This window comes from Nitratireductor luteus (assembly GCF_026162365.1).
Taxonomy (GTDB): Bacteria; Pseudomonadota; Alphaproteobacteria; order Rhizobiales; family Rhizobiaceae; genus Chelativorans; species Chelativorans luteus.
In genome coordinates this window covers 160,097-182,684 of record NZ_JAOANW010000010.1, presented here as the reverse complement: position 1 = coordinate 182,684, position 22,588 = coordinate 160,097, and the positions used below count along the sequence as shown (strand labels likewise).

Below are 22,588 nucleotides of genomic sequence, written 5' to 3'. Positions count from 1 at the left end.
TCGAACCGCTGCGCAGCAATGCGGGGCGGTCAGGCGCCGGCTTTATTCACGATTGAAGCTGTCGCCAGCGGGCCGGGGTCGTTCCCTCCCAGGCGCGGAAGGCGCGGTAGAAGGAGTTTGAGTCCCCAAATCCCAACAGATACGCTACCTCGCCGATATCCATCGCGGGCTCGAGAAGGAGCTGGCGACCGAGTTCCTGACGGGCCTCCGAAAGCAGCTGGCGCAGGCTCCCGCCTTCTTCGGCGACACGTCTCTGCAGGGTGCGCTCGCTCATCCCGAGTTCGCGCGCCACGTCACGAAGCTCGGGTCGTCCGCTCGGAAGCATCTTCTTCATGACGGCCTTGACCTGCTCGCCGATCGAGCCCTGTGCGGTCAGCTCGGCGAGTGCGGCGGCGAGCGCTGGGCTCAGCATGTCGAGCAATTCCGGATTGTGGCTCCGGAACGGGCGGTCAAGATCTTCTCCCTTGAGGACCAGGATGTTGCGCGGCGCGCCGAAGCGGATCGGGCAGCCAAAATAGTTCTCATGGACACCGCTCTTGTCTTCCGGCCGCTCGAGTTCGACTCGCCGGGGCACAATCTGCACGCCCGTGTTCCTGCGCCCGAGTTCCATGAGCGCCGCGAAGGTGATGTCGGTTAAAATCGGAGGCTCGCTTTCGGCGGCATAGAACCATTTGGCCGAGATGATCCAGTCGTCCCCGTCCGGGACGTTGTCGATCCGCTCCGGGACAAAAAGCGACTTGAAGCGTGCGGTTCGCGCCAGGCCGTCCCGGTAGTCGCGGGCATAATAGGCAACCAGATTGGACGGCGGAAGCAAGGATGGATCGTTTCGCATCACCGCCGTGAACCCCGCGCCGGGGTCAGTGCACAATTCCTCCGCCGCCCGCATGAGCGCGAAGTACTGGGCGGTCGTAACCAGACCTCCTTCCCCGAGGTGCAGCGTTGCCGGCAGCCGCGCCTGACGCAGCACGACCGCGGGCGACAAGCCTATGGCCTCCATGCCCCTCCAGGTAATACGGAGAATCTTGAACTTGTCCGGTGGGCTATGAGTCATGACGGCCACTCATTCCAAATTCTGTCGCGCATCAATCTCGCAGCAAAAAAGCCCTCAAAGTCTTCGGTCCTACCGATCCGTCGGAACGACGAAACAATAGCCGGTGCTGAGGCTGCTTGTAACCAGCGGTATGCGCCAGCGCAACGTGTGCAATGCGCCATATGCAACCGGTTGCACAGGATCCGGCGGCGATGTGACCTGTCTCCTCGAAGAACAGCTTCAGCTTCAGCTTCAGGCCGTTTGGCGTCGGTGAGAAATAGAGGTCGATCATCGCCGGTTCCTCGCCCTAACATTCGTCTCCAACGGGCACGCAATGTGCGTTGCAGGCAAAAGTGCCCGGCGATATGGTTCCAAGACAGGTCTATTGGTCGGAAGTTCATGGAGCCAATTCTCGACATCGCCATCGCCCTGCCGGAGAAGGGTTCGCGCGAGCTTCTGCGTTCGCTGCACCGGCAATTGCGAGCCGCGATCATCGACGGACGGCTTCAGGCCGGACTTCGGTTGCCGCCGACGCGGGCGTTGGCAAGAGGTCTCGGCATATCGCGTAACACGGTGATCGCTGCCTATGACATGTTGCTGAGCGAGGGCTATGTCGAAGGGCGAAGGGGCGCGGGCACCTTCGTTGCGGATGTGCGCCCGCGACTGGAGCGCCGCAAGGCGCCGCTGCAGGTCGACCCTGTTGCCGACAAACGGCTGGCTCCCATCTGGCGCGGGTGGCGGCCGCTTGCTGAAACGTGCAGCGGCGAGACCTACCGCTACGACTTCGTTGCTGGCATGCCCGACAGCGAGTTTCCGTTCGACATCTGGCAGCGGCTTTCGACGCGCGCGGCACGCAGGGTTGCCAGAAGCCCGGTCCATGAGCACGATCCGGCCGGCGAACCAGTTCTGCGCCGGGCGATCGCCAGCCACGTCTCCTTCGTTCGCGCGGTTGCGTGCCAGCCGGAGGACATTGTCGTGACGGCGGGCACAAGGCAGGCGGTTGATCTGATCGCACGCATTCTGGTGACGCCGGGGGAAACCGAGGTCGCTCTGGAAGACCCGGGATACGGACCGACACGCCGGTCGTTCGTAGGGGCAGGCGCAAAAGTCCTTTCCATTCCCGTGGACGAGGAAGGGCTTGTCGTGGACCGGCTGCCGCCGAGTGCGCGTGTCATCTGCGTGACGCCCTCGCACCAGTTCCCCCTCGGTGTCGCCATGTCGGCACGCCGGCGCACGGCCTTGCTCGATTTCGCCGAGAGCTTCGGCGCTGTCATCGTCGAGGATGACTACGATAGCGAGTTTCGACACAGCGGCATGCCGCTCGATGCGTTGCAGACGCTCGACCGCTCGGGCTCGGTCTTCTATGTCGGCACGTTTTCCAAGAGCATGTTCCCGGCCCTTCGGATGGGCTTCGTCGTGGCGCCGGAATGGGCGCGCTACGCGCTGACGCTGGCCAAGCAGTTGAATGACCAGCATAGCCCCCTGATCAACCAACTCGCGCTCGCCGATTTCATCGCCGAAAGCCATTTGGCGCGTCACGTCCGCAAGATGCGCAGGATCTATTCGGCGAGGCACGAGGCGCTGCGCTCTGCCCTGGAGACCCATTTGGGCGATCATCTGCGCCCATTCCGCGCCCATGCCGGGGTTCATCTCGCGGCGGCATTGACTGCGCCGGGCGACGAGCAGGCCGTGGTTGGCGCTGCCGCTGCGAGGGGCATCAGGGTCGAGGATATCGCGCGCTATGCCTCGCGCGACACCGCGCAGAGGGGCTTCGTATTCGGCTTCGGGATGATCGAGGCAAAACATATTGAACCGGCGATCGCCGAGTTGTCGGGATTGGGTTTCGGCACAATCTAGAAGCGCGCCGTAACCAGTTTCCAGCTGGCGAAGCAGAAGAAGACGCCAAGGCCGCCCTGGATCCAGCGCCGCGTGCGCAGATAGACGCGGCCGACCGGCGGCGCCGAGAACAGCAGCGCGTAGGCGATGTGTCCGCTGAAAGAGATCGCAAGGCACCCGGCGACCACTGCCGGCCCCACCCAGAGGGGCGAGCCCTCGCGCACCGCAAGCGACATGATCGCGATCCAGGTCAGCGCCGCCTTGGGATTGCTGAGCTGAATGGCCAGTCCGCGGACATACAGCTTTCGGGCGTCCTGGTTGTATTCGAGCCCGGCGGGACGGTCGGATCGACTGCTCAGAGCGGCGCGGAAGGATTTATAGGCAAGCCAAAGAAGATAAGCCGCTCCGAGGAACTTGATGAATGTGAGGGCCGATGCGTAGATTGCCAGCAAAGTCGTCAGCCCAAGCAGTGTGGCGGTGCCCCAGACGAGCGTGCCGCTGATCATGCCGGCCGCCAGCGTGACGCCGGCCCGCCGACCGTGTTCCATCGACGTTCCCATGACGGCGAGCACATTAGGGCCGGGACTGAGTATTCCCAGCCCATATGCGGTCCAGGCGAGCAGAAGGCCGGGAAGGTGGGCGTCAGCCATCGGTCGGCTCCTTGTCCTTGCAGGCAGGCTCAGCTGTCCTGAGATTGCCGCCGGCTTTGCGTATGCCGCGGCACACAACTAGCTCTCAATTAGCTCCCGTTTGTGGTGTTCCAAAAGTTCCGCCATCCGGAAAAACCATGGAGCCAAGTTGGGAATCTATGACCGGAGGGCAAAAGGCGGTTGAGAGGAAACTCGTGGCGCGCGCAACCGTGAGCAGCGTGGCCGGGCCCGGAATGAATACGAAGCCCAGCACGATGACGATGTAGGCAATCAAGGTTGTCAGGTCGATCATTCTGTGTCTCCGCAGCTTCGTCCGGACTTAGCCTTTACGGCTTCGACCGCATCTTCGTATGAGCCCAGGACGCGCAATGAGGTCGCTGTCGCAATATTCAGTTATTTCGGCGATCTTTCGTCCCGGAAGCGGAATATGAAGCAGTATTCGTTGTCGTAGCGCTCTCCACTCTTCGCCATGACATCACCGCGCATCTCGGCAGTTTCTCTTGGGACAGCAAATTGCATTTCAAGGTGCGACGATAGCTTCGATTTCCACCATGCGTGCTCGCTGGATGAAGAGCGGCATTGCGACGTAGACGCGGTCGCGTGAGTTATGGATGATCTGCTGCATCAATCATGCCTGCTGTGTCCTCGCCCCGGCCTACGTTTCCATCGTCCATAGACGGGGATAGCTTTGGACGAAGCCATTCGGCGCCATTTCCAGCACCGCCTCATAAGGAACGGACGGCGCCGAGTATTCGTAGGTTCTCTCACTTCGCCGGACATAGGCCTGTGGTAATGACGTGATCCGGGTTTCGCCGATATCGAACCAGGCCACGGTCAGTTCCACGCTGCAACCAAGCCGGGGCCCGGCGCGCCGCAGTTGAAGCAGATTGGTGGCCGGCGTGAAGCCGAGATCGAGATCCCGTAGCGGTGCCGTATCGGGCATCTTTCGGCCGTCCAGCCGCCAACAGTCACCGTCGCGCCCGATTTCGTGCCGAACCGTCTCCCCGGCGACGAACCCTTCAACATGGCCGTCGATAGTGTTCCACTCGTGGTCGACGTGGACCCGGTACCTGATGCACGCGGGTCCTTTGGGGTGCAGGAATACAGCGGTTCCTGCCAGCAAATACCCTGCCCCGGACCGGACGAGTCGCGCTGCGTCGTGTCCAGGCGTGTCAAGTCGCCGCCATATGGCCCATGCGACATTTTCCCCGTCGGCGTTCCTGCGAAACTGGCTTATCTCCATCTTTCTTCCGGTCAGGTTCAGATTCGTCGATGCTAGTCAGAGCGCCCGGCAAGAAGCGCAACGATGAAAAACACCATCGCGGCCGTCGAGGCGACGGTTCGTATGTGGTTCCAGAAGGTCCAATCCTTCAAATAGCGTACCCATACGTCCGCCGCGCCGGCTGCGTTCCGTTCGAGCTCGTTGTTGAGCGGTACATTGTAGACGATCGTGCATCCAAACATGCCGATCAGATAGGTCAGACCGCCCGCTAGCATCGCCGCCGAACCGGGTTCGCTCCAGCGTAGCAGGGAGAACGCCGCTAGCGCGGCAGCGGCGATCGTCGTGCCGAAGAATAGCGGCATGAACAGTGAGCCGACGATCGTCGAGTTGATGGAGTTCATCGCGGCGACACCCTGCGCCGCCTCCATGCGACCTAGAGCCGTCATGATGAATGTCGAGAAGGCGAAGTAGAGACCGGCAATCAACCCGCATCCGATGGCCACGAACCACAGAAGAGAGGTAATGACCGTCTGCATCAGCTGCCAGCCTCCCATGCGCCGGTCGCTGCCGCACGTCTTGCGAAGTCCGAAAAATCGACAGGCGCACGCCCGAGCGCCTCTTCTACCCCACTCATGACTTCGACGTTGCGGCCGTCGAGCACCACCGTGAACAACTCCACGAGCAGAGTGATGATGTCTTCGGGCGCATAGGGCCGCATCTGTTCGACGAACGCCTCCACCGGAATCTGCCGGTAGCGGATCGGCCGGCCCACCGCCTTAGCCATCTCGTCCACCGCCTCGGCAAAGGTGATCGCGCGCGGTCCCGTCACTTCATAGAGCCGGTCGGCGTGACCATCCGCGGTCAGCGCCTCGACCACGACATCGGCGATATCGTCGGCGTCGATGAAGGGTTCGGGAATCGGTTCGGCCGGTAGCGCCAATTCGCCCGCCAGGATGCCGTCACGAAATGGTCCCTCGGAAAAGTTCTGATTAAACCAGCTGGCCCGTACATTCGTCCAACCGACGCCGGAAGCCTGCAGCGCGGCCTCGGCGCGCTGCGCCCCGGGCTCGCCGCGTCCGGACAGGAGCACGACATGCTCCAGCCCTTCTTCACGCGCAAGACGGGAAAGCTCGGCGATATCCTCTTCAGCACCATCCACCGCCAGATCGGGCTGATAAGTAACATAGGCTTTGGAGACGCTATTGAGCGCCGGGGCCCATGTTTCGCGCTTCGTCCAGTCGAACGGGATATTGCTGGCGCGTGAGACGGGCCGTGTGGCAATGCCGCGCTCGTTAAGCAGCGAGTTGACGCGGGCGCCGGTCTTGCCGCGTCCGCCAATGATGAGAATAGGTCGGTTGTCTATCATTGTTGTCACCCGTGGAGGGTTGGCAAGAGATGGGGATTGCGCTGTCAGTTTGCGCTCGACGGCTGCGGCAATTCGGCATCGAGGAAGGGAGCGACGAGTTCCGCGACGACCGGTGTTGCCACCAGGTTGTAATGGGTCGTACCGGGAACGATCGCCAACCGCGCCTGCGGTCTCAACGAACCATCAAGTCCGGCATTGCGCTGGCCACCGCCGAGAAGGCGCCAGACCTCCATGATGTATTCGGGCGTCTGGGCGTCCGCGTCGGCAAAAACCAGCATGGTCGGCGACGAGATCCCGGCAAATTGCTCGGACCAGTCGAAGTCGCGCTTGAGAAGGTCTCCCATCTTGGTGAAAAGCTGTACCCAGTCCACATCGGAATAGAGCTCGGCCAGAGGAGATTGCGCGACGTTCGCACCGATCTGTGGCGCCATCGCCTCCATCTGGTCGAAGGCGGCAACGACTTCCGGATAATAGGCACTGCGCTTGATAGCCTCGGAAACGACCACCAGCCGGTCAACAGCTTGCGGATGCCGGATCGCCAGTTGAATGGCCACGCCGCCGCCGAGGGAATAGCCCATCACATCGGCCTTCCCGATACCGAGGTGAGCCACCAACGCAGCGATGTCATCGGCCATGAATTCGAACCGAAGCGGCCGATCGATATCCCTTGTCCGGCCATGTCCTTGCAGGTGGACGAGGATCACTTGCCGGCTCTTGGAGAAGACCGGCAGGCTCGTTTCGAAGAGCTCGAATGCCGCGATACCGCCATGAAGAAGGATCAATGGCTTACCCGCGCCGTGGATCTCGTAGTACAGCTCAAGCCCGTTGACGGGGGCATATCCAGCTTCCGCGGGGGTGGTCATATCGTTCTTCTCCTGAGCTGCTTGTGCCGTGACTGAGGACGGAAAAGAAGTGGGCAGCATTGGCACTGCCGTCAGCGAAAGGAACAGCCGCCGGTGCAATTGTTGGTCTCCAGCCATTGAGTTCAGGCGGCATCCTGATTTCTGGAATGGCCCCCGAACAGGTCCAAATCAGGCGAACCTTGGGGACCCAATTTTCAGCGATGTGCTTCCGATCACGTCACTGGAACAAAACCTGTACTGGCAGGTTTGACGGTTCAATATTGAGGTCTGCCATGGCAAATGATCTACGAACCGGATATCCCGAACCGCCATTTCCGAAACAGCGCCAGGACATGCCAGGCCTGACGGCTGAACTGGATCCGACGCCGGATCACGGCGAGCACAGTTACAAGGGGCACGGCCGGCTGCTTGATTGTGTAGCGCTGATCACGGGCGGGGATTCCGGGATAGGGCGGGCGGTCGCGATTGCCTTCGCACGGGAGGGAGCCGATGTCGTCATCTCCTATCTGAACGAGGATAGCGATGCGGAGGAAACCGCCCGCTGGGTAGAAGATGCTGGGCGCAAGGCAATCCTGGCTCCGGGCGACATCGGTGACGAAAGCCACTGCAAGTCGCTTGTGAAGCGCACATTGGACGAGTTCGGCCGCCTCGACATACTGATCAACAATGCGGCGCATCAGGCGAGCTTCGCGAGCATCGACGACATCACGACGGAGGAGTGGGATCTGACGTTCCGCACGAATGTCGATGCGATGTTCTATCTGTGCAAGGAGGCGCTGCGGCATATGAAGCCGGGCTCTTCGATCATCAATACATCGTCGATCAACGCGACCGACCCGTCGCCTTCGCTGCTTGCCTACGCGACAACCAAGGGCGCCATTGCCAATTTCACTGCCGGCCTTGCCGGCATGGTCGCGAACGATGGTGTGCGGGTGAACGCCGTCGCGCCCGGGCCGATCTGGACCCCGCTCATTCCTTCCACCCTCCCGGCGGAGAGGGTAGAAAACTTCGGTAAGAACACGCCGATGGGACGACCAGGTCAGCCTGCGGAACTGGCGGCGACATATGTGCTCCTGGCATCGTCCGAGGCGAGCTATACGACCGGAGCGCTGATCGAGGTCACCGGCGGCCGTCCGATGCTTTAGCACGCCGTGCGTCCATTCGGACGCAACAAAGGACGCTCCAGCTTTTGGTTTTCCGCATTGCGTGCGGACGTCAGGTGATTCTGCCTGGCGGCAAAATTCCATAGATTTCAGCGCTGGAACCGCTACCTCCCTTGGGAGCAGGAGGTTACGAAGGCGATAGCCGCGCCTGCCCACAAAATGTCGACGAGCGACAGAATGGCGATCAGGCGGGCGATCAGGTCTATTGTCCGGTCGGGCGGCAGGCTTGTCATCCGAGCCCACGGCTTCCGCCATGTGAGGAAGCACACAACGACAAGCATCGCGCCCGCTGTCGCCGCAATCACCAGCCAGCTTGCCGCTTCCGGCGGGAAACCCAACGCACAAAGCAGCGTATGGCCGCCATAGACAATGGTGAGGTGCGCCGCCCAGACCAGCAGACCGAACATGAGATAGACCAGGGTGCCGGTTGTCGAAGGCTTCCTCGTTGGCGGAAAAAAGTCCTCACGTTCGCTCATGTCAGCCCGCCACCCTTGGGAACCCGTGAATCAAAAGCAGGCCGACGACAAGTTGAAGCGCCGCGTAATAGTAGAGCACGGCGCAGTTGTCGAAGCTGACCCGGCGCACGCGGTCTAGCCTGCCCGTCACCGCCCGGGCGACCGCGAAGCCGCTCATGATGAAAATGGCGAAGGCGAGCTGGCCGCTCAGCGCGCTCTGCATGTAGACCAGCGCGCCATAGGCATTTTCGGTCGGACGCAACCCGGTGCCCCAGTGTCCGAGGATTTCCAGCGCAATGGCGGCGACGAGGCATAGCGCCCCCGCCGCGTTGAGGCCCGGGGATACGGCATTGCGCGTGCCGGGGGCGGGAAGCAGGCGGCCCGCAAGCCATATTGCCGCCGTGCCGGCCAGCGTCAGCAGAAGGCTCGCCGCCGGCCAGGCGGGCGGCGGCAGGGCCGGAGAGCCAAGCGGCGCCCAGACGTCCGGAGAGACCACCCATAGATAGAGGTACGAAAAGACATAGGCGATATAGAGAGAGGAGGCGACGAAGATCAGCACGATCATCGCCCACCAGGAATGGGACGAGGGACCGCTCGCATAGGTGGGGAGCCGGATGCCGGCGCCGATTTCCACTTCTCCCTTGGACGGCCCGGGATCGAGGCCCCATGCCCAGACCAGGCAGGCGGTGATGGCGACAATGCCGCAGATGATCGCCGGCACGACGATCTTGACCGTCAGCAACAGGAAGAACGCCGCCGTGAATACTGCGGCGATCAGGTGCGCCCAGCCGGGACCGGGCATCTGGATGATGTATTGCGGTTCCGCTTCGACGGCTGAGGTGACGATCGTCTCGCGCCCTCCGGTCGGCGCATTGGGCAGAAAGTGATGCCCGGCCCTTACTTCCTCGGGAAGGCTGGGCCGGTCCCATACCGGCTCGCGGCTGGTGACAAAGGGAATGCTGCGCATGGCGTAAAGGTCGTTCGGCAGCCATTCGAGAGTGCCGGCTCCCCACGGATTGTCCGGTGCGGCCTTGGCGTAAAGGAGGCTGCGCGAAAGGTCGAACAGGAAGACGAGCACGCCGGCGGCGAAGATATAGGCGCCGACGGTCGAGACCATGTTAAGCGCATCCCAGCCAAGATCGCCGGGATAGGTCCACACTCGGCGCGGCATGCCCCGCAGGCCCGTTACGTGCATCGGGAAGAAGGCGATGTTGAAGCCGGCGAACATCAACCAGAACACCCAGCGGCCGAGCGCTTCCGACAACAGCTTTCCCGTCGCCATCGGCATCCAGTAGTAGAAGGTGGCGAAAAGCGGAAACACCATTCCGCCGATCAGCACATAGTGGAAATGGGCGACCACGAAATATGTGTCGTGCACCTGGAAATCCACCGGCACCAGAGCCACCATTATGCCGGTCATTCCGCCGATCGTGAAGATGACGAGGAAGCCGATCACGAAGAGCGATGGCGTGTTGATGCGGAAGCGGCCCTTGCTCGCCGCCATGGTGGCGATCCAGGAAAAGACCTGGATGCCGGACGGTATCGCGACAGCCATGCTCGCCGCCGAGAAAAAGGCGAGACTGAGCGTGGGAATACCCGTGGTGAACATGTGATGAACCCACAGGCCGAACGAGAAGAAACCTGTGCCGATAAGCGCTACCACGATCAGCCGGTAGCCGATCAGCGGCCGGCGGGCCATGGTCGGAACGATCATCGAAACAAGGCCCGCCGCCGGGAGGAAGATGATGTAGACTTCCGGATGGCCGAAGAACCAGAACAGGTGCTGCCAGAGCAGCGGATCACCGCCCTTGGCTGCGGTGAAGAACGGCCAACCGAAGGAACGCTCAATCTCGAGCAGCATCGTTCCCAGGATAACCGCGGGGAAGGCGAACATGATCATGGCCGCGAAGATCAGCATCGACCACGCGAAGATCGGCATCTTGGTCAGCGACATTCCCGGCGGGCGGGTGCGTAGCGTGCCGACGACAATCTCGACCGCGCCGGCGATGGCCGAGATTTCGATGAAGCCGATGCCAAGCAGCCAGAAATCGGCATTGTCGCCGGGCGAGAACTCCTTCAGCGTCAGCGGCGTGTACATGAACCAGCCGCCCTTGGGCGCCAGGTCGTAGAAAACGGTCGAGAAGAAGACGAGGCCGCCGACCACATAGGCCCAGATTGCAAAGGCGCTGAGGCGCGGAAAGGGAAGGTCGCGCGCGGCGAGCATCTGAGGCAGGAGCATCACCCCCAGGGCTTCTACCGCCGGCACGGCGAACAGGAACATCATCGTGGTGCCATGCACGGTGAAGATCTGATTGTAGAAGTCCTGGCTGAGGAAATCGTTCTCCGGCACAGCCAGCTGTGTCCGCATCAAGAGCGCCAACGCCCCGGCCATCAGGAAGAAGAGGAAAGCGGCACCAATGTAGAGGAGGCCGATCACCGTGTTGTTGACGGCGGTTATGATCCTCCAGCCTTTGGGTGTCGCCCAAATGCGCAGGAGTTCGTCGACTTCGCGTTCGGAGCGCGGTTCCGGATTGGGAAGCTTGTGGTTCGCGTTGCTCATGTTCCCGTGCTCCGCAAGGTATAGAGAAGGACGACGCCGCCGACATATACGATGAGCACCAGCAGAGAGTCGTAGCCCATGCGCAGGATGGCCTTGTCGCGCCGCTCAGCCACGCCAGCCTGAAACAGCGCCGTCAGCACCACCGCCAGCAACGCGCCGAAAATCGCGAAGGGGCCCATGCGACCGATCACCGGCTCACCGGTGTCGAGCAGGTCGACCAGGAAGATCATCGCGATATTGATCAGGTTGGTGCCCAGGATGTCGGATATCGCCATTGTGAAAAGGCCGCGCCTTGCGGCCGACAGGGCGGTGCTGAGCTCCGGCAGGGAAGTGGCAATGGCGACCAGCACGAAACCTACAAAGCTTGAACCGAGGCCGGTCTGTTCCGCGATCGCTTCGCCGGACTTGGCGACGACATATCCCGCCACGAGGATGATCGCCGCGACCCCGGCAGTCTTTACAACGAGGCTGCGCAGGGTTTTGGACTCGCGGTCGGAGGCTGACGAGCCGTGGTCCTGGTTCTCCCCGACCGGCTCCCGTTCCACGCGCTCGTTGCCGGCGGCGAGCCAGGGCCGGCGCCCTCGTCCCCGTGACAGTATGTGGATGCAGGAGACATAGGCGGCGATCGCTCCCCACGCCCACAAGCCGACACCGAAGACGCTGACATCGCCGATGACCATTGCCGCGGCGGCCGCCGAAATCATGATGATGTTGAGGCTGCCCTGGAGAATGACGGTGGGATCAGCCACCGCTGCAGTAAGCGCTTTTCTTCCGATCAGGAAGTCGACCACGGCAAGCACGGCCACCTGCAGCGCGATACTGCCGAAAAGGTTGTTGACGGCGAGGTCGGCATTGCCGGCAATAGCAGCGGTGGCCGTCACGCCGATTTCGGGAAGCGAGGTAACGCCCGCCAGGAGCATGATGCCGATGGCGGCCTGGCCGATATCCGTGGCGTTGCTGATGGCGTCCGCATAATAGGTGAGGCGGCTGCCGGCGAACCACACGACAACGGCCCCCGCCGTGAAAAGCACGAGGTTCAGGGGTAGGGGGAGCGCGCTGAAGTCAGGCATGTTCAATCCAGCCCCTCCAGATATGCCGCTATGGCGGTAAGATCGTCCGGCTCGAGGTTTTCGTAGGGAGGCATCAGGTTCTCGGGCTTGATGTGCTGATTGTCCTTGATCCAGCGGGCAAAGGCCTCCGCATCATTGGGAAGGGTCGCTGCCGCCAGCGAGCGGCGTGAGCCGACATGGGTGAGGTCGGGGCCGATCGTCCCGCCGGCTTGGGTTCCGCGCACCGTGTGGCAGGCACCGCAGCCATTTTCGAGAAAAAGGGCTTGGCCACGCTGCGCAATCCCGGTCTCGGGTGCGCGTGCCGGCGCGGCTTCCTCCTGCAGCCAAGCATCATATTCATCGGGCGGCATGGCTATGATGAAGAAGGCCATGAGCGCGTGCGCCCCACCGCAATATTCCGCGCATTGGCCGCGACTGACGCCCGGCTCCGTCGCTTCGACGACCAGACTGTTGGTGCGGCCTGGTATCATGTCCAGTTTGCCGGCGAGTTGGGGAGCCCAGAAGCTGTGGATCACGTTGTCGCTTTCAAGGTGAAGGGTCACGGGCCGCCCCACCGGTAGGCGCAATTCGTTGGCGCTGACAACCTGTTCACCGTCAGCCGTGGCATAGGCGACCTCCCACCACCAGCGCTTGCCGACGATCGTGATGCCGTCATCTTTGGCGTGCGCGGTGCGCGAGGCGCCCGCGTCCAGAACGAATAGGCCGTAGCCGAGCAGCAGGCTGAGCAGGACGATCGGCAGCACAACGCCGCCGCCGATCACGACCCGGTCGGAGCCAAGCCGGTCGCGCCATTTCGACGGCCCCCACAGAACGACCACGAGCAGGACCAGAACCAGCAGCGTGATGGCTATGCTGAGCGCCGTGGCTACGATGAACAGGAAATATATGTCCGCCGCCTCGCGTCCTGTCGTCTCCAGTGCCGACTGGACGCCGCCGCATCCGGCAAGAATGGGGAGCATCCCGCCGAGGGATGCTATGCGCGCATGCCACGTCATCGGCCGGCGGTCCTCGCTTCAGGCTGACCAGCGAAAAAGGCTGCGACGTCTTCCATGTCTTCGGCTGTCAGACGGCGGGCTACGGTCGACATGATCGCACCATACGCGGTCTGGCTGCGGGAGCCTGACTGGAAGAGGTGCAACTGGCCGACGATATATTCTTGCGAGAGCCCTCGAAGCCGCGGGAACAGTTCCGAAGCTCCGGCGCCGTGGCATGAAAGGCATGGCGGCACGTTGCCACCCGGATGTCCGACCGTGGCGATGGTCCGGCCGCGATCGACTTCTCCGCGTGTCAGTTCCAGGTTTTGCGCGACAGGCAGTGATTGAGCGGCGAAGCGGCTGGCGAGACGTTCGATCGCTGCATCGTCAAGCGCCTCGGCGATCGGCTCCATCATGCCACTCTGGCGCAGATCGGCGCGGTATTCCAACAATGCGCGCTGCAAATAGGCCCGAGGCTGACCGGAAAGCGATGGTACTTCCGGCGAGACCGGCGGCTGCTCCTGGTTTCCATGGCAGGAGATACAGGATTGCGCTACCGTCGATTGATCGGCGAGCATGGGAATCCCATCGGGGCCGCCGGCAAGTTCGGAGATTTCCTGTTTATCTGCATTTGGCAGACGGCGCAGGAAGGCGACCAACGCCCAGACCTCGTCCATTCTACCCTGCCCGGCCCAGGCCGGCATGCCGGTGAATTTCAGCCCATTGTCGATGATCCAGGCGAGTTCGGCCGCCTCCCATTTCAGCGCGGCGTGCTCAAGCCTCGGAGGCGCGGGGTACATCTGCTGCATGACCGGACTGGCGTCCTCGCCGGGCATGCCATGGCATGGGGCACAGCCAAGCCGGAAATGGCGTGCACCCAGTTGTGCCAGGCGGTCGTCGCCGATATCCGTCGGCACTTCGTCGGGACTGTGGACTGCGACCGACCGGTTGAGAACGAACTTGATGATGCGCTCCGTTATCTGGAAATGCTGTACGGAGGCCGCGACATTGTAGATGCCCGAGGCGGCAAAGAGCGTGGCTCCGACTGCACCTATCGCCAAGTAGGCCACAAGCCAGAGCAACGCCCTTCGCCAGCTCAGATCACGCGGATAATGCAATCTCACGGCCGCAACCGCTCGAAAAGCCATCCACCCTTCTGCTCGTCCGAGGCGATCCAGCGGTGCGCGATTATGATGCTGGCGAGCACATAGGTAAGGGGGCAGATGATGAGCATGAGCAGGCCCGCCATTTGCTGATCAGCCAGCAGGATGGCCGTGGACATGGTGGCCGGATAACCCGTTGGCTCGTAAAGCGGCCGGGGCGAAAAGACGAGAAGGACGCCAAGCAGGCAGAACAGCTTTCCGGTCACCAGAAGAGCGGCGATCGAACGCCATGGCGAGACGCTTGCGGCGTGAAATACCGCGCGCCAGAACAGGAGCGCCGCCAGCAACAGCGAAAGATGCATCGCAGCGGCCATGATCGGTTGAGTAGAGGCCGTAGCGAAGGCCGCTGGAACGTGCCAGGCCCATAAGATCGCAAGCTGCAAGGCGGACGATGTCGCGATACCGGTCGACGGCAGCAAAACGTTTCGCCGCGCCCGATGCCGCGCATATACTAGGGCTGGCGCCAGCAAGTTCATCGCCAGGATGTGCAGAGCCATATGGTTTGCGAGATGGCCAGTCAAATCCACCATGGCTGTTGAACACGAAAGCTGCCTCAATGTTCCCCCGCATTCCTGAGTTGTCCGGGGCGTACAAAGGGACAACCTCCAGAAATCGCACATCCGGGGGGGGGTAGCCGCGTAGGGAATTTCACCTCGCACATGACGTTTGCATGATGCCGATAGCGTAATACTAGAACATCGTCTGCCGATTTGTTATGTTATTACATAATAAGCCGAATCTGCGAAGGAGAAAACATGCGGGAGGCCATCGCGCTCCGTCTACCGACGGGAAAGGGTTGAAGGAATGAGTAGCTTTGCAAATCTGTTCGCACCGAGGCCGCGTCGCTCGCCCGCCGAATCCGCGCTGATCAAGAAATGGTTGCGGACGCGGTTAGGACTCGAGGACGAGGTCGTCGTGTCGGTCAGTCAGATCACCTGCCGCGAACCCGGATGTCCGGACGTCGAAACGGTCATCGGCATATTGCGGCCGGGGCAAAGCCCGCAGGCTTTCAGGATCGAGCGGCCGATGGTCGACGTGACGGAAGATGATGTTGCGCGAGTCGTTCTCGGTTAAGCAAGGCAGTATCGCGAGAAAGGCGCCCACAGCTTTTGCAGTCAGATGGAATTACCCCGAAGGATGGCAAGGACTTCTCGAGGTTCGTGCTCTAAACATGGGGCTCTCCTCTCCATCTCATGCGTTTTCGCCAACGCTGACCATAGGACGAAGAACCCTTCGCAATCCGACAGGTCGGGCTGAGATCGTGTCGAACTCGCCCGGCAGTGCCGTTTCAAGGGGCCTGCAAATGCTGAACGATGGCGATTGCCGCCGGAACGGTTATGAAGGACAGGACCGTGGCCACCAGAAGCGCGGTAGCAGTGACGAGCACCATGCCGCTTCTTTGGCCCAATAACGGATAGATGCTGAGCATGGGAACCGAGGCGAAGATCACGCCGCCGATAAATGTAGTTTCGCTGATGCCGGGCGCCAGGCTGAGCGCGGCGAAGATGATCAGCGGATGCAGCAGCAGCTTCCCGGCGACGATCAGGCTCACCCTGCGGTAGACACCGGCGAGCGGCAGCGAGGCGAGGGTGCCACCAATGACGAAGAGCGCGATCGGTGCCGCGATGCGCGCCAGCATGTCGATCGCCGAGGAGATGACGCCAGGCACCGGCAGCCCGACGACAGTGACCAGAACCGCCGCGAGCATCGCCAGGATGATGGGATTGCGAACGACGTTGCGCGCCGCTTGCCCGAGCGCCGGGCGCCAGCCATTGCCGCCGCCGGCGCGCGCCGAGTCGGCGATCGCCATGGCCAGTGGAATAAGCGCCAGGTTCTCGATAATCATGCATTGGGCAAGAAGCGCGCCGGCCGGGGCGCCGATCACCGTCAGCGCAATCGGATACCCCATGAAGGCGCTGTTGGAGTTTGCCATGCCAAGACCGGCGAGGGCGGAATGGCCGGTTTCCATTCCCAGAAGATTGCGGGCGGCCAGCATTCCGAAAAGGAAGATGAACATCGATCCGCCTGCATAAGCGGCCATGAACGACCAGCTCACCGCTTCGGCCAGCGGAACCGACGTCAGCGCGTTGAAGATGAGGGCCGGAAGCGCGATCTTCACGACGAAATCGCTGACGGGCTTTATCTGTTCGGCCACCACATAACCGCTGCGAATGGCGATGAAACCGACGATTATGACCGCAAAAAGCGGGAGAATGGAGGGCAATATCGCCATTTCAGGATGCTTTTCAGCTCGAAATTCTCAGAAGCGGCCAGGTTCAACCGTCTTTCCCGAGGCTGTCGCCTCCTTGATGGCATCGATGATGGCCAGTGTCTTCAATCCCTCGCGGCCGGAGACGACCGGCCTCGCGCGGCCGGCCACGACGTCGGCGAGGTTTTGCACCTGCAGGACCAGCGGGTCGGCGGAATGGCGCATGAGCGGCGTTCGCCCGATGGGTTCCCACCAGCTTGGCTTTTCGGCGTGCGACCAGAGTGCCGCGTTCGGCAGCTCCAGCGAGCTCTGCGTACCGCCGATCCAGTAGCAGGTCGCATCGGCCGGCGGATAGGCGGGGTTCTCGCGCGAGGAGAGCTCCCAGCTCCACGGCGATACGATGCTGTCTGAAACCGTGAAGGTGCCGATCGCGCCATTGTCGAAGGTCATCAGCATTCCGGCCGCGTCCTCGACCTCGTTGCCTCGGATGGCGTTGGTTTCGACTGCCTGGACGGACGCGACCTCACCCACCAGATGGCGCATGAGGTCGATGTCGTGGATGAAATTGAGATAGATGGGGCCGGCGCCCTTCTGACGCCGCCAGCCGATGTCGAAATAGTCATCCGGCTTCATCGCCCAGAACATGCCGTGGGCGGCGACGATGCGGCCGAGATCGCCGGCCTCGATGCGCGCCTTGGCGGCCTGGACCAGCGGGTTATGGCGGCGGTGGTGGCCCGTCAGAAGGGGAACGTTCAGCGCTTCCGCACGCCCTACGAGCCGGAGCGCGCCGGCAAGGTCGGTTGCCAGCGGCTTCTCCACCAGCACGGGAATGCCAGCCTCGATGCATTCGAGCGCACCTTCCACATGGTGCTGGTTGGGGGTCGCCAGTATCACTGCATCCAGGCTTCCGGATGAAAATGCATCCGCCAGGCTGGTGAAATGGTCGACCTTTTCCTGCTCGGCATAAGCGGCCGCGCTACCCGATGGATCGACGATGCCAGCCAGTTCGGCGTCGCGGCACGCCCTCATGGCTTCAACGTGACGCACGCCCATCGCGCCTGCGCCGGCCACGCCGATCCGCACCGCCATTATTGCACTCCCAGAAGCCGGATCATGCGCTGCACGGCGAGCTGATAGCCCTGGGTGCCGAAGCCGGCGATGACGCCATCGGCCCGCAGGGAGACATAGGAATGGTGCCGGAAGCTCTCGCGCTTGTGCACGTTGGAGATGTGCACTTCGAGAACCGGCCCTTCGAACGCGTTGAGCGCATCGAGGACGGCGATGGATGTGTGCGTCAGCGCCCCCGGATTTATGACGATGCCCGCCCCGCTGTCTCGTGCTTCGTGGATCAGATCGATAATCGCACCCTCGTGGTTGGACTGGTGGAAGGCGATCTCCAGCCCGGCGTTCGACGCCTCCTTGCGACAGGCGCTTTCCACATCGGCCAAGGTCTCATGGCCATAGATTTCCGGCTGGCGCTTGCCCAGGAGATTGAGGTTGGGGCCGTTCAATATGTAGATCTTCTTAGCCATGATGATTCCGTCAGCTTTTTCGGTGGGATAATGGGTCGAAGGCAATGAGGCAGTGCCGTGCTCGAGGGTGTAGGGCCCTCACTTCGCCGGTTCCTTCTGCGAGCGCGCTTGAAGGGCTGTACGCAGGCGGGCTCCGGTGCGGGCGATATGGGCCTTCAACAGTTCCGTGGCCTCGTCGGCGCGCCGGGCCATCGCGGCTTCGCCGATCCTGCGGTGCTCTCCGTCAGGGTCGGGGTCGCCGGCGGGCCGTTCGAGGAAGATGCGGCGATAGCGGTCGTTGAGATTGTGGAGCATGCGGCAGAACCCTATCAGATGCGGCATGCCGCAGCCATCGATCAGGGTCAGGTGGAAATCGGCATGGGCGCGCTCCCATGTCTCGACATCGTTTTCTGCATCGCCATTCCGTTCGCCGCGCGTCAGCTTGTAGAGCGCTCCGGCGACGCGGCCCTCCCAGTCCAGATCGCCCGACTGGATGGCATAGCCAAGAGCCAGCGTTTCAAGGTCCGTGCGCAGGCGGACGACCTCATCGAGATCCCGCAGCGATACCGGTGTGACGCGATAGCCGCGCTGATCCTCGAAGACCACCAGGCCATCGGCGACCAGCCGCGACATTGCTTCGCGAAGCGGTGTGACGCTGGTCGAGAATTGCTCGCGAACGCGGTCGAGATTGATCTTCTCGTCCGGCGCAATATCCCCCCGCAGGATGGACGATCGCAGATCCGCCGCAATGCGGCTGGACAGCGTTTCCTTTCGGATGTCGGCGAGCGCGTTCATGCGGTCTTTCATGCTGGATTTGGAAAATAATCAATTATTTTTCGAATATCACAAGAAAGCCTCTATGGCAAAAGCAACAAGCTCTGCTATTTTCCTCCTTATGTTAGACCAAGAATCCATCCCGTCTGTCGGCGAACAGGCCTACCGTTTGATCCGCAACGACATCATCTTCGGGCGGCTGGCGCCCGGCGCCCGATTGCGCCTGGAGAAGCTGCGCGACCGCTACAAGGTGAGCATCACCACCTTGCGGGAAATCCTTGCACGCCTTGCGGCAGACGGCTTTGTCAGGGCCGAGGGGCAGAAGGGCTTCGCCGTCGCGCCGGTGTCCGACGAGGACCTGACGGAGATCGCCAATCTGCGCATTCTTCTGGAATGCCATGCGCTCGAACAGTCCTTCACCGATGGCGACGTGGACTGGGAGGCGTCGGTGGTGGCGGCTCATCACAAGCTCAATGTGATGGAGCGCAAGATGATCAGTGGAGACCTGTCGGTGCGTGAGACCTGGAAGCGCTACGACTGGGAATTCCACAGGGCTCTGATCCAAGCGTGCGGATCGCAGCTGCTGCTGTCCACCCATGGCGAAATCTTTGATAAGTACCTGCGATATCAAATGCTTACCTTGACTTTTCGGGGTGAGGAAGCGGCCAGGGACCATCGCGATCTGATGCAGGCCGCGCTTTCGCGCGATGCGGAGGCGGGCAAGACGATTCTGCGGCGGCACATCTTGAATGGGGTCGAGCATTCGATTCAGGCCCGTGTAGCGGAACGTCTCTCTGCCTGACGAAACGACGTATCATCCTATAAAACATAGATCGTGTATTGAAAAGATCGCCCGCCTGTGCGACGTTGACGTGGCTGGGGCCGGCAAGGCCATTTCAAAAAGCATTCCCGGGAGGAAACCAATGAAACATTCCATCACGCGTCGCGCTCTCTTGGCGACGGCTGCCTTTTCGGTGGCGGGCTCTATGCTCGCCGGCGCCGCGATGGCGCAGGACAAGGTCGTCATCCGCATGTCGACGCCGGCGACGGCCACCGACCAGCGCTCCGTGGCGCTCGAAGAGGCGTTCGGACCGGCGGTAGCCGAATTCGCCGAGTATCAACCGAACTACAATGCGACGATGTTCAAGCAGGGCACGGAGCTCGAAGCTATCGCGCGCGGCAATCTGGAAATGTCGATCACCTCGGCGCAGGAGCTGGCGACCATCTTCCCCGAGTTCTCGATCTTCACCGCGGGCTATCTGCACCGCGATGCCGAGCATCAGGTGAAGGTTTTCAACGCCGACTTCATGGAGCCGATGAAGAAGAAGGTCGAAGACGAGCTCGGCGTGAAGCTGCTCTCGGTCGTCTATCTGGGTCGCCGCCACGTCAATCTGAAGCCGGAGAAGAAGATCAATACGCCGGCCGACTTGGCGGGCGTCCAGCTTCGTATGCCGGGAACCGACGCCTGGCAGTTCCTCGGTTCGGCGCTCGGCGCGGACCCGGTGCCGCTGGCCTTTACCGAGGTCTATACGGCGTTGCAGACGGGCGCCATCGACGGCCAGGACAACCCGTTGCCGACCGTCAAGGACTCCAAATTCTATGAGGTGACGAGCCAGATCGTTCTGACGAGCCATCTCGTCGATCTGAATTACATCGCTTTCTCGAAGGAGCTTTGGGACAGCCTGACGCCGGAGCAGCAGGAAGCGGTGCAAAAGGGTGCCGACGCGGCGGCGGACCTTGGACGCCAGCGCCAGCTCGAGCTTGAGGACGAGCTTGTCGCTTTCATGCGCGAACAGGGTCTGGAGGTTTATGAGCCGGATCTGGAAGCATTCCGCACGCATGTGCAGAAGGCCTATCTGGAGTCGGATTTCGCCAAGGATTGGCCGGAAGGCATGATCGACAAGATCAACGCGCTTTGATAACCGGCTGACCGATGGCTTCCGTTATCCGGTTTTTCCGGGCGCGAGCTGAGAATGTGGCGGTGGGCATGCTCGCCGCCATGTTTCTCATATTCATCCTTCAGATCACCGCACGCTACCTGTTTCGCAGCCCGCTCGGCTGGACGGTCGAGCTCAGTCTGACACTGTGGCTGTGGCTGGTGTTCTGGGGGAGCGCGTTCATTCTGGACGACCGCGATCACGTCAAGTTCGACGTGATCTATCTGTCGGTCAGCAAGCGGATGCGAAAACTTTTCGTCATCATTTCGGCGCTGGCCATCATCGTCGGCTTTGCCGCGGCCCTGCCGGACACGCTCGATTACATCACCTTCTACAAGATCAAGAAGAGCGCCATCCTGCACATCCGGCTGGACTATGTCTTCTCGATCTATGCGGTTTTCGCGGTGGCCGTGATCGCGGCCTATGCATTGCGTATCGTCCGCATATGGCGCGGCGTCGAGGATTTGAGCAGCGGCGATCCGTCGCCCGGCCAGGAGGCTGAATAATGAGCCTGGCGCTTGCCGCATGTCTGCTCGTGCTTTTTCTTCTGGCTGGCATCGGAATGCCTGTCGCTTATGCGCTGATCCTTGCGGCGACCGCCTACCTGGCCGTCGGCGGGCAGGATCTGGCGCTGGCTGGCGAGCAGATCATCCAGGGTCTTTACGACAGCTTCGTACTCCTGGCCGTGCCGCTCTTCATCGTGGCCGCGAACATCATGAATGCCGGTACGATTTCCGAGCGCCTGCTGAAATTCTGCGTGGCACTGGTCGGCCGCTTCAAGGGCGGGCTTGGCCATGTGAATGTCGTCGCATCGCTCATCTTTTCCGGCATGTCCGGCTCGGCCGTGGCAGATGCCGCCGGGATCGGCAAGATCATCATCGAGATGATGGTGAAATCCGGCCACTACACGCGTGGCTATGCCGCCGCGATCACAGCCGCTTCGGCGACCATCGGGCCGATCATCCCGCCATCGATCCCGATGGTGCTCTATGCGCTGGTTTCCGATACCTCCATCGGTTTCCTTTTCCTGGCCGGCATCATTCCAGGGCTCGTCATGGGCGTGGTGCTGATGGCCATGAATGTGATCATTGCCTATCGCCGGGGCTTCGAGACCGATGAAGTCGTGCCGCTTTCCGAGTTGCCGCAACTAACGGTTCGAGCCTTTCCGGCGCTCCTGATGCCCGTCATTCTGCTCTACGGCATCTATGGCGGCATCACCACGCCGACGGAAGCCGCGGCCGTCGCCGCCTTCTACGCACTCATCCTGGCGAGCCTGTTCTATCGCTCGCTAACCTGGCGCTCGCTCTATGCCGTGCTGGCGGAGAGCGCGCGCTCATCAGCGGCCGTTGGCCTGGTGATCGGCGGTGCGCTGATCTTCAACTATATCGTGGCCAACGAGAATATTCCGGGTCAGATGGCGGGGGCGCTGGTGGGGCTGGAGATGGACCCCGTGCTCTTTCTGCTTTCCATCAATGTCCTGTTTCTGCTGCTTGGCTGCTTTCTCGACGCAACCACGATCATCCTGGTTATCGTGCCGCTTTTCATTCCCACCTGCCGGCTTCTCGGCATCGATCTCATCCATTTCGGGGTGGTGGCGGTGGTCAATATGATGATCGGCCTGATCACGCCGCCATACGGCATTCTGCTTTTCGTCATAAACGCAGTGACGGGCATTCCGCTCGGTGAGATCATTCGCAACGTACTGCCGTTCTTCGTCGTGCTGGTAGGGGCGCTGCTGATCCTCATCTTCTCGCCGGACATGGTGCTGTGGTTACCCCGCATCTTTGGCTACCAGGGATGAACAT

The 22,588-nt window shown here is 61.8% G+C and carries 24 protein-coding genes and 1 pseudogene; 7 read left to right on the top strand and 18 right to left on the bottom strand.

What is annotated here, in order from left to right:
• Window positions 1–46 precede the first annotated feature (46 nt).
• Window positions 47–1,051, bottom strand: coding sequence for an AraC family transcriptional regulator (locus N1058_RS16390; RefSeq protein ID WP_265518679.1), 1,005 nt, complete (start codon window positions 1,049–1,051; stop codon window positions 47–49).
• A gap of 31 nt (window positions 1,052–1,082) precedes the next feature.
• Window positions 1,083–1,322, bottom strand: coding sequence for a hypothetical protein (locus tag N1058_RS16385; protein ID WP_265518678.1), 240 nt, complete (start codon window positions 1,320–1,322; stop codon window positions 1,083–1,085).
• 107 nt (window positions 1,323–1,429) lie between these two features.
• Here N1058_RS16385 and pdxR point away from each other — a divergent pair, with 107 nt between their 5' ends.
• Window positions 1,430–2,887 (top strand): MocR-like pyridoxine biosynthesis transcription factor PdxR, encoded by a 1,458-nt coding sequence (pdxR, locus tag N1058_RS16380; RefSeq protein WP_265518677.1) that lies wholly within the window; start codon window positions 1,430–1,432, stop codon window positions 2,885–2,887.
• Here the strand turns inward: pdxR and N1058_RS16375 are convergent.
• The 6 genes and pseudogenes from N1058_RS16375 to N1058_RS16350 all read right to left on the bottom strand — a co-directional run bounded on the left by N1058_RS16375 (window position 2,884) and on the right by N1058_RS16350 (window position 6,967).
• Window positions 2,884–3,516, bottom strand: coding sequence for a LysE family translocator (locus tag N1058_RS16375; protein WP_265518676.1), 633 nt, complete (start codon window positions 3,514–3,516; stop codon window positions 2,884–2,886). The two genes, pdxR and N1058_RS16375, sit on opposite strands and share 4 nt — an antisense overlap.
• A gap of 190 nt (window positions 3,517–3,706) precedes the next feature.
• Window positions 3,707–3,808: pseudogene (locus tag N1058_RS16370) on the bottom strand (LysE family translocator); the annotation flags it as partial.
• Between the two features lie 363 nt (window positions 3,809–4,171).
• Window positions 4,172–4,759: a putative glycolipid-binding domain-containing protein gene (locus N1058_RS16365; RefSeq protein ID WP_265518675.1), complete on the bottom strand. Its 588-nt coding sequence runs from the start codon at window positions 4,757–4,759 to the stop codon at window positions 4,172–4,174.
• Between the two features lie 32 nt (window positions 4,760–4,791).
• Window positions 4,792–5,274, bottom strand: a complete 483-nt coding sequence (locus tag N1058_RS16360) for an anthrone oxygenase family protein (RefSeq protein WP_265518674.1) — start codon at window positions 5,272–5,274, stop codon at window positions 4,792–4,794.
• Window positions 5,274–6,101 (bottom strand): NmrA family NAD(P)-binding protein, encoded by an 828-nt coding sequence (locus tag N1058_RS16355; RefSeq protein WP_420848003.1) that lies wholly within the window; start codon window positions 6,099–6,101, stop codon window positions 5,274–5,276. Before N1058_RS16355 ends, N1058_RS16360 begins: the two co-directional genes overlap by 1 nt.
• 47 nt (window positions 6,102–6,148) lie before the next feature.
• Complete coding sequence (locus tag N1058_RS16350) at window positions 6,149–6,967, bottom strand: alpha/beta fold hydrolase (RefSeq protein ID WP_265518672.1); 819 nt, start codon at window positions 6,965–6,967, stop codon at window positions 6,149–6,151.
• A 272-nt stretch (window positions 6,968–7,239) separates the two neighbouring features.
• Here N1058_RS16350 and N1058_RS16345 point away from each other — a divergent pair, with 272 nt between their 5' ends.
• The gene (locus N1058_RS16345) at window positions 7,240–8,112 is read left to right on the top strand and encodes an SDR family oxidoreductase (RefSeq protein ID WP_265518671.1); all 873 of its coding nucleotides are present in this window, start codon (window positions 7,240–7,242) and stop codon (window positions 8,110–8,112) included.
• A 122-nt stretch (window positions 8,113–8,234) separates the two neighbouring features.
• On the opposite strand, the gene N1058_RS16340 is transcribed toward N1058_RS16345, so the two are convergent.
• From N1058_RS16340 to N1058_RS16315, 6 genes are read right to left on the bottom strand one after another with little or no spacing between them, the layout of a single operon-like run.
• Window positions 8,235–8,606 (bottom strand): hypothetical protein, encoded by a 372-nt coding sequence (locus N1058_RS16340; RefSeq protein WP_265518670.1) that lies wholly within the window; start codon window positions 8,604–8,606, stop codon window positions 8,235–8,237.
• Between the two features lies 1 nt (window position 8,607).
• Window positions 8,608–11,145 carry a cytochrome c oxidase subunit I gene (ctaD, locus tag N1058_RS16335; protein WP_265518669.1) on the bottom strand — a complete coding sequence of 846 codons (2,538 nt, stop codon included), beginning with the start codon at window positions 11,143–11,145 and terminating at the stop codon, window positions 8,608–8,610.
• Window positions 11,142–12,215 carry a sodium:calcium antiporter gene (locus N1058_RS16330; RefSeq protein WP_265518668.1) on the bottom strand — a complete coding sequence of 358 codons (1,074 nt, stop codon included), beginning with the start codon at window positions 12,213–12,215 and terminating at the stop codon, window positions 11,142–11,144. Before N1058_RS16330 ends, ctaD begins: the two co-directional genes overlap by 4 nt.
• A gap of 2 nt (window positions 12,216–12,217) precedes the next feature.
• A complete protein-coding gene (coxB, locus tag N1058_RS16325) occupies window positions 12,218–13,210 on the bottom strand; it encodes a cytochrome c oxidase subunit II (protein WP_265518667.1) in 993 nt (330 codons plus the stop codon).
• The gene (locus tag N1058_RS16320) at window positions 13,207–14,250 is read right to left on the bottom strand and encodes a c-type cytochrome (RefSeq protein WP_265518666.1); all 1,044 of its coding nucleotides are present in this window, start codon (window positions 14,248–14,250) and stop codon (window positions 13,207–13,209) included. Before N1058_RS16320 ends, coxB begins: the two co-directional genes overlap by 4 nt.
• Before the next feature lie 59 nt (window positions 14,251–14,309).
• Window positions 14,310–14,882, bottom strand: a complete 573-nt coding sequence (locus N1058_RS16315; protein ID WP_265518665.1) for a cytochrome c oxidase assembly protein — start codon at window positions 14,880–14,882, stop codon at window positions 14,310–14,312.
• 274 nt (window positions 14,883–15,156) lie between these two features.
• On the opposite strand from N1058_RS16315, the gene N1058_RS16310 reads away from it, so the two are divergent.
• Window positions 15,157–15,426: a nitrate reductase gene (locus tag N1058_RS16310; RefSeq protein WP_265518664.1), complete on the top strand. Its 270-nt coding sequence runs from the start codon at window positions 15,157–15,159 to the stop codon at window positions 15,424–15,426.
• Window positions 15,427–15,640: 214 nt separating this feature from the next.
• On the opposite strand, the gene N1058_RS16305 is transcribed toward N1058_RS16310, so the two are convergent.
• The 4 genes from N1058_RS16305 to N1058_RS16290 form a co-directional block, all read right to left on the bottom strand.
• Entirely contained in the window at window positions 15,641–16,585 is a 945-nt protein-coding gene (locus N1058_RS16305; RefSeq protein ID WP_265518663.1) for an AEC family transporter, read from the bottom strand.
• Between the two features lie 27 nt (window positions 16,586–16,612).
• Window positions 16,613–17,650, bottom strand: a complete 1,038-nt coding sequence (locus N1058_RS16300; RefSeq protein ID WP_265518662.1) for a Gfo/Idh/MocA family protein — start codon at window positions 17,648–17,650, stop codon at window positions 16,613–16,615.
• A complete protein-coding gene (gene aroQ / locus N1058_RS16295) occupies window positions 17,650–18,093 on the bottom strand; it encodes a type II 3-dehydroquinate dehydratase (RefSeq protein ID WP_265518661.1) in 444 nt (147 codons plus the stop codon). Before aroQ ends, N1058_RS16300 begins: the two co-directional genes overlap by 1 nt.
• Before the next feature lie 78 nt (window positions 18,094–18,171).
• Complete coding sequence (locus N1058_RS16290) at window positions 18,172–18,867, bottom strand: GntR family transcriptional regulator (RefSeq protein ID WP_265518660.1); 696 nt, start codon at window positions 18,865–18,867, stop codon at window positions 18,172–18,174.
• 100 nt (window positions 18,868–18,967) lie between these two features.
• On the opposite strand from N1058_RS16290, the gene N1058_RS16285 reads away from it, so the two are divergent.
• The 4 genes from N1058_RS16285 (at window position 18,968) to N1058_RS16270 (ending at window position 22,584) form a co-directional block, all read left to right on the top strand.
• Complete coding sequence (locus N1058_RS16285) at window positions 18,968–19,648, top strand: GntR family transcriptional regulator (RefSeq protein ID WP_265518707.1); 681 nt, start codon at window positions 18,968–18,970, stop codon at window positions 19,646–19,648.
• 121 nt (window positions 19,649–19,769) lie between these two features.
• A complete protein-coding gene (gene dctP, locus N1058_RS16280) occupies window positions 19,770–20,765 on the top strand; it encodes a TRAP transporter substrate-binding protein DctP (RefSeq protein WP_265518659.1) in 996 nt (331 codons plus the stop codon).
• A 14-nt stretch (window positions 20,766–20,779) separates the two neighbouring features.
• The gene (locus N1058_RS16275; RefSeq protein WP_265518658.1) at window positions 20,780–21,289 is read left to right on the top strand and encodes a TRAP transporter small permease; all 510 of its coding nucleotides are present in this window, start codon (window positions 20,780–20,782) and stop codon (window positions 21,287–21,289) included.
• Window positions 21,289–22,584, top strand: coding sequence for a TRAP transporter large permease (locus tag N1058_RS16270; protein WP_265518657.1), 1,296 nt, complete (start codon window positions 21,289–21,291; stop codon window positions 22,582–22,584). The genes N1058_RS16275 and N1058_RS16270 overlap by 1 nt, the downstream gene beginning before the upstream one ends.
• Window positions 22,585–22,588: the final 4 nt, after the last annotated feature.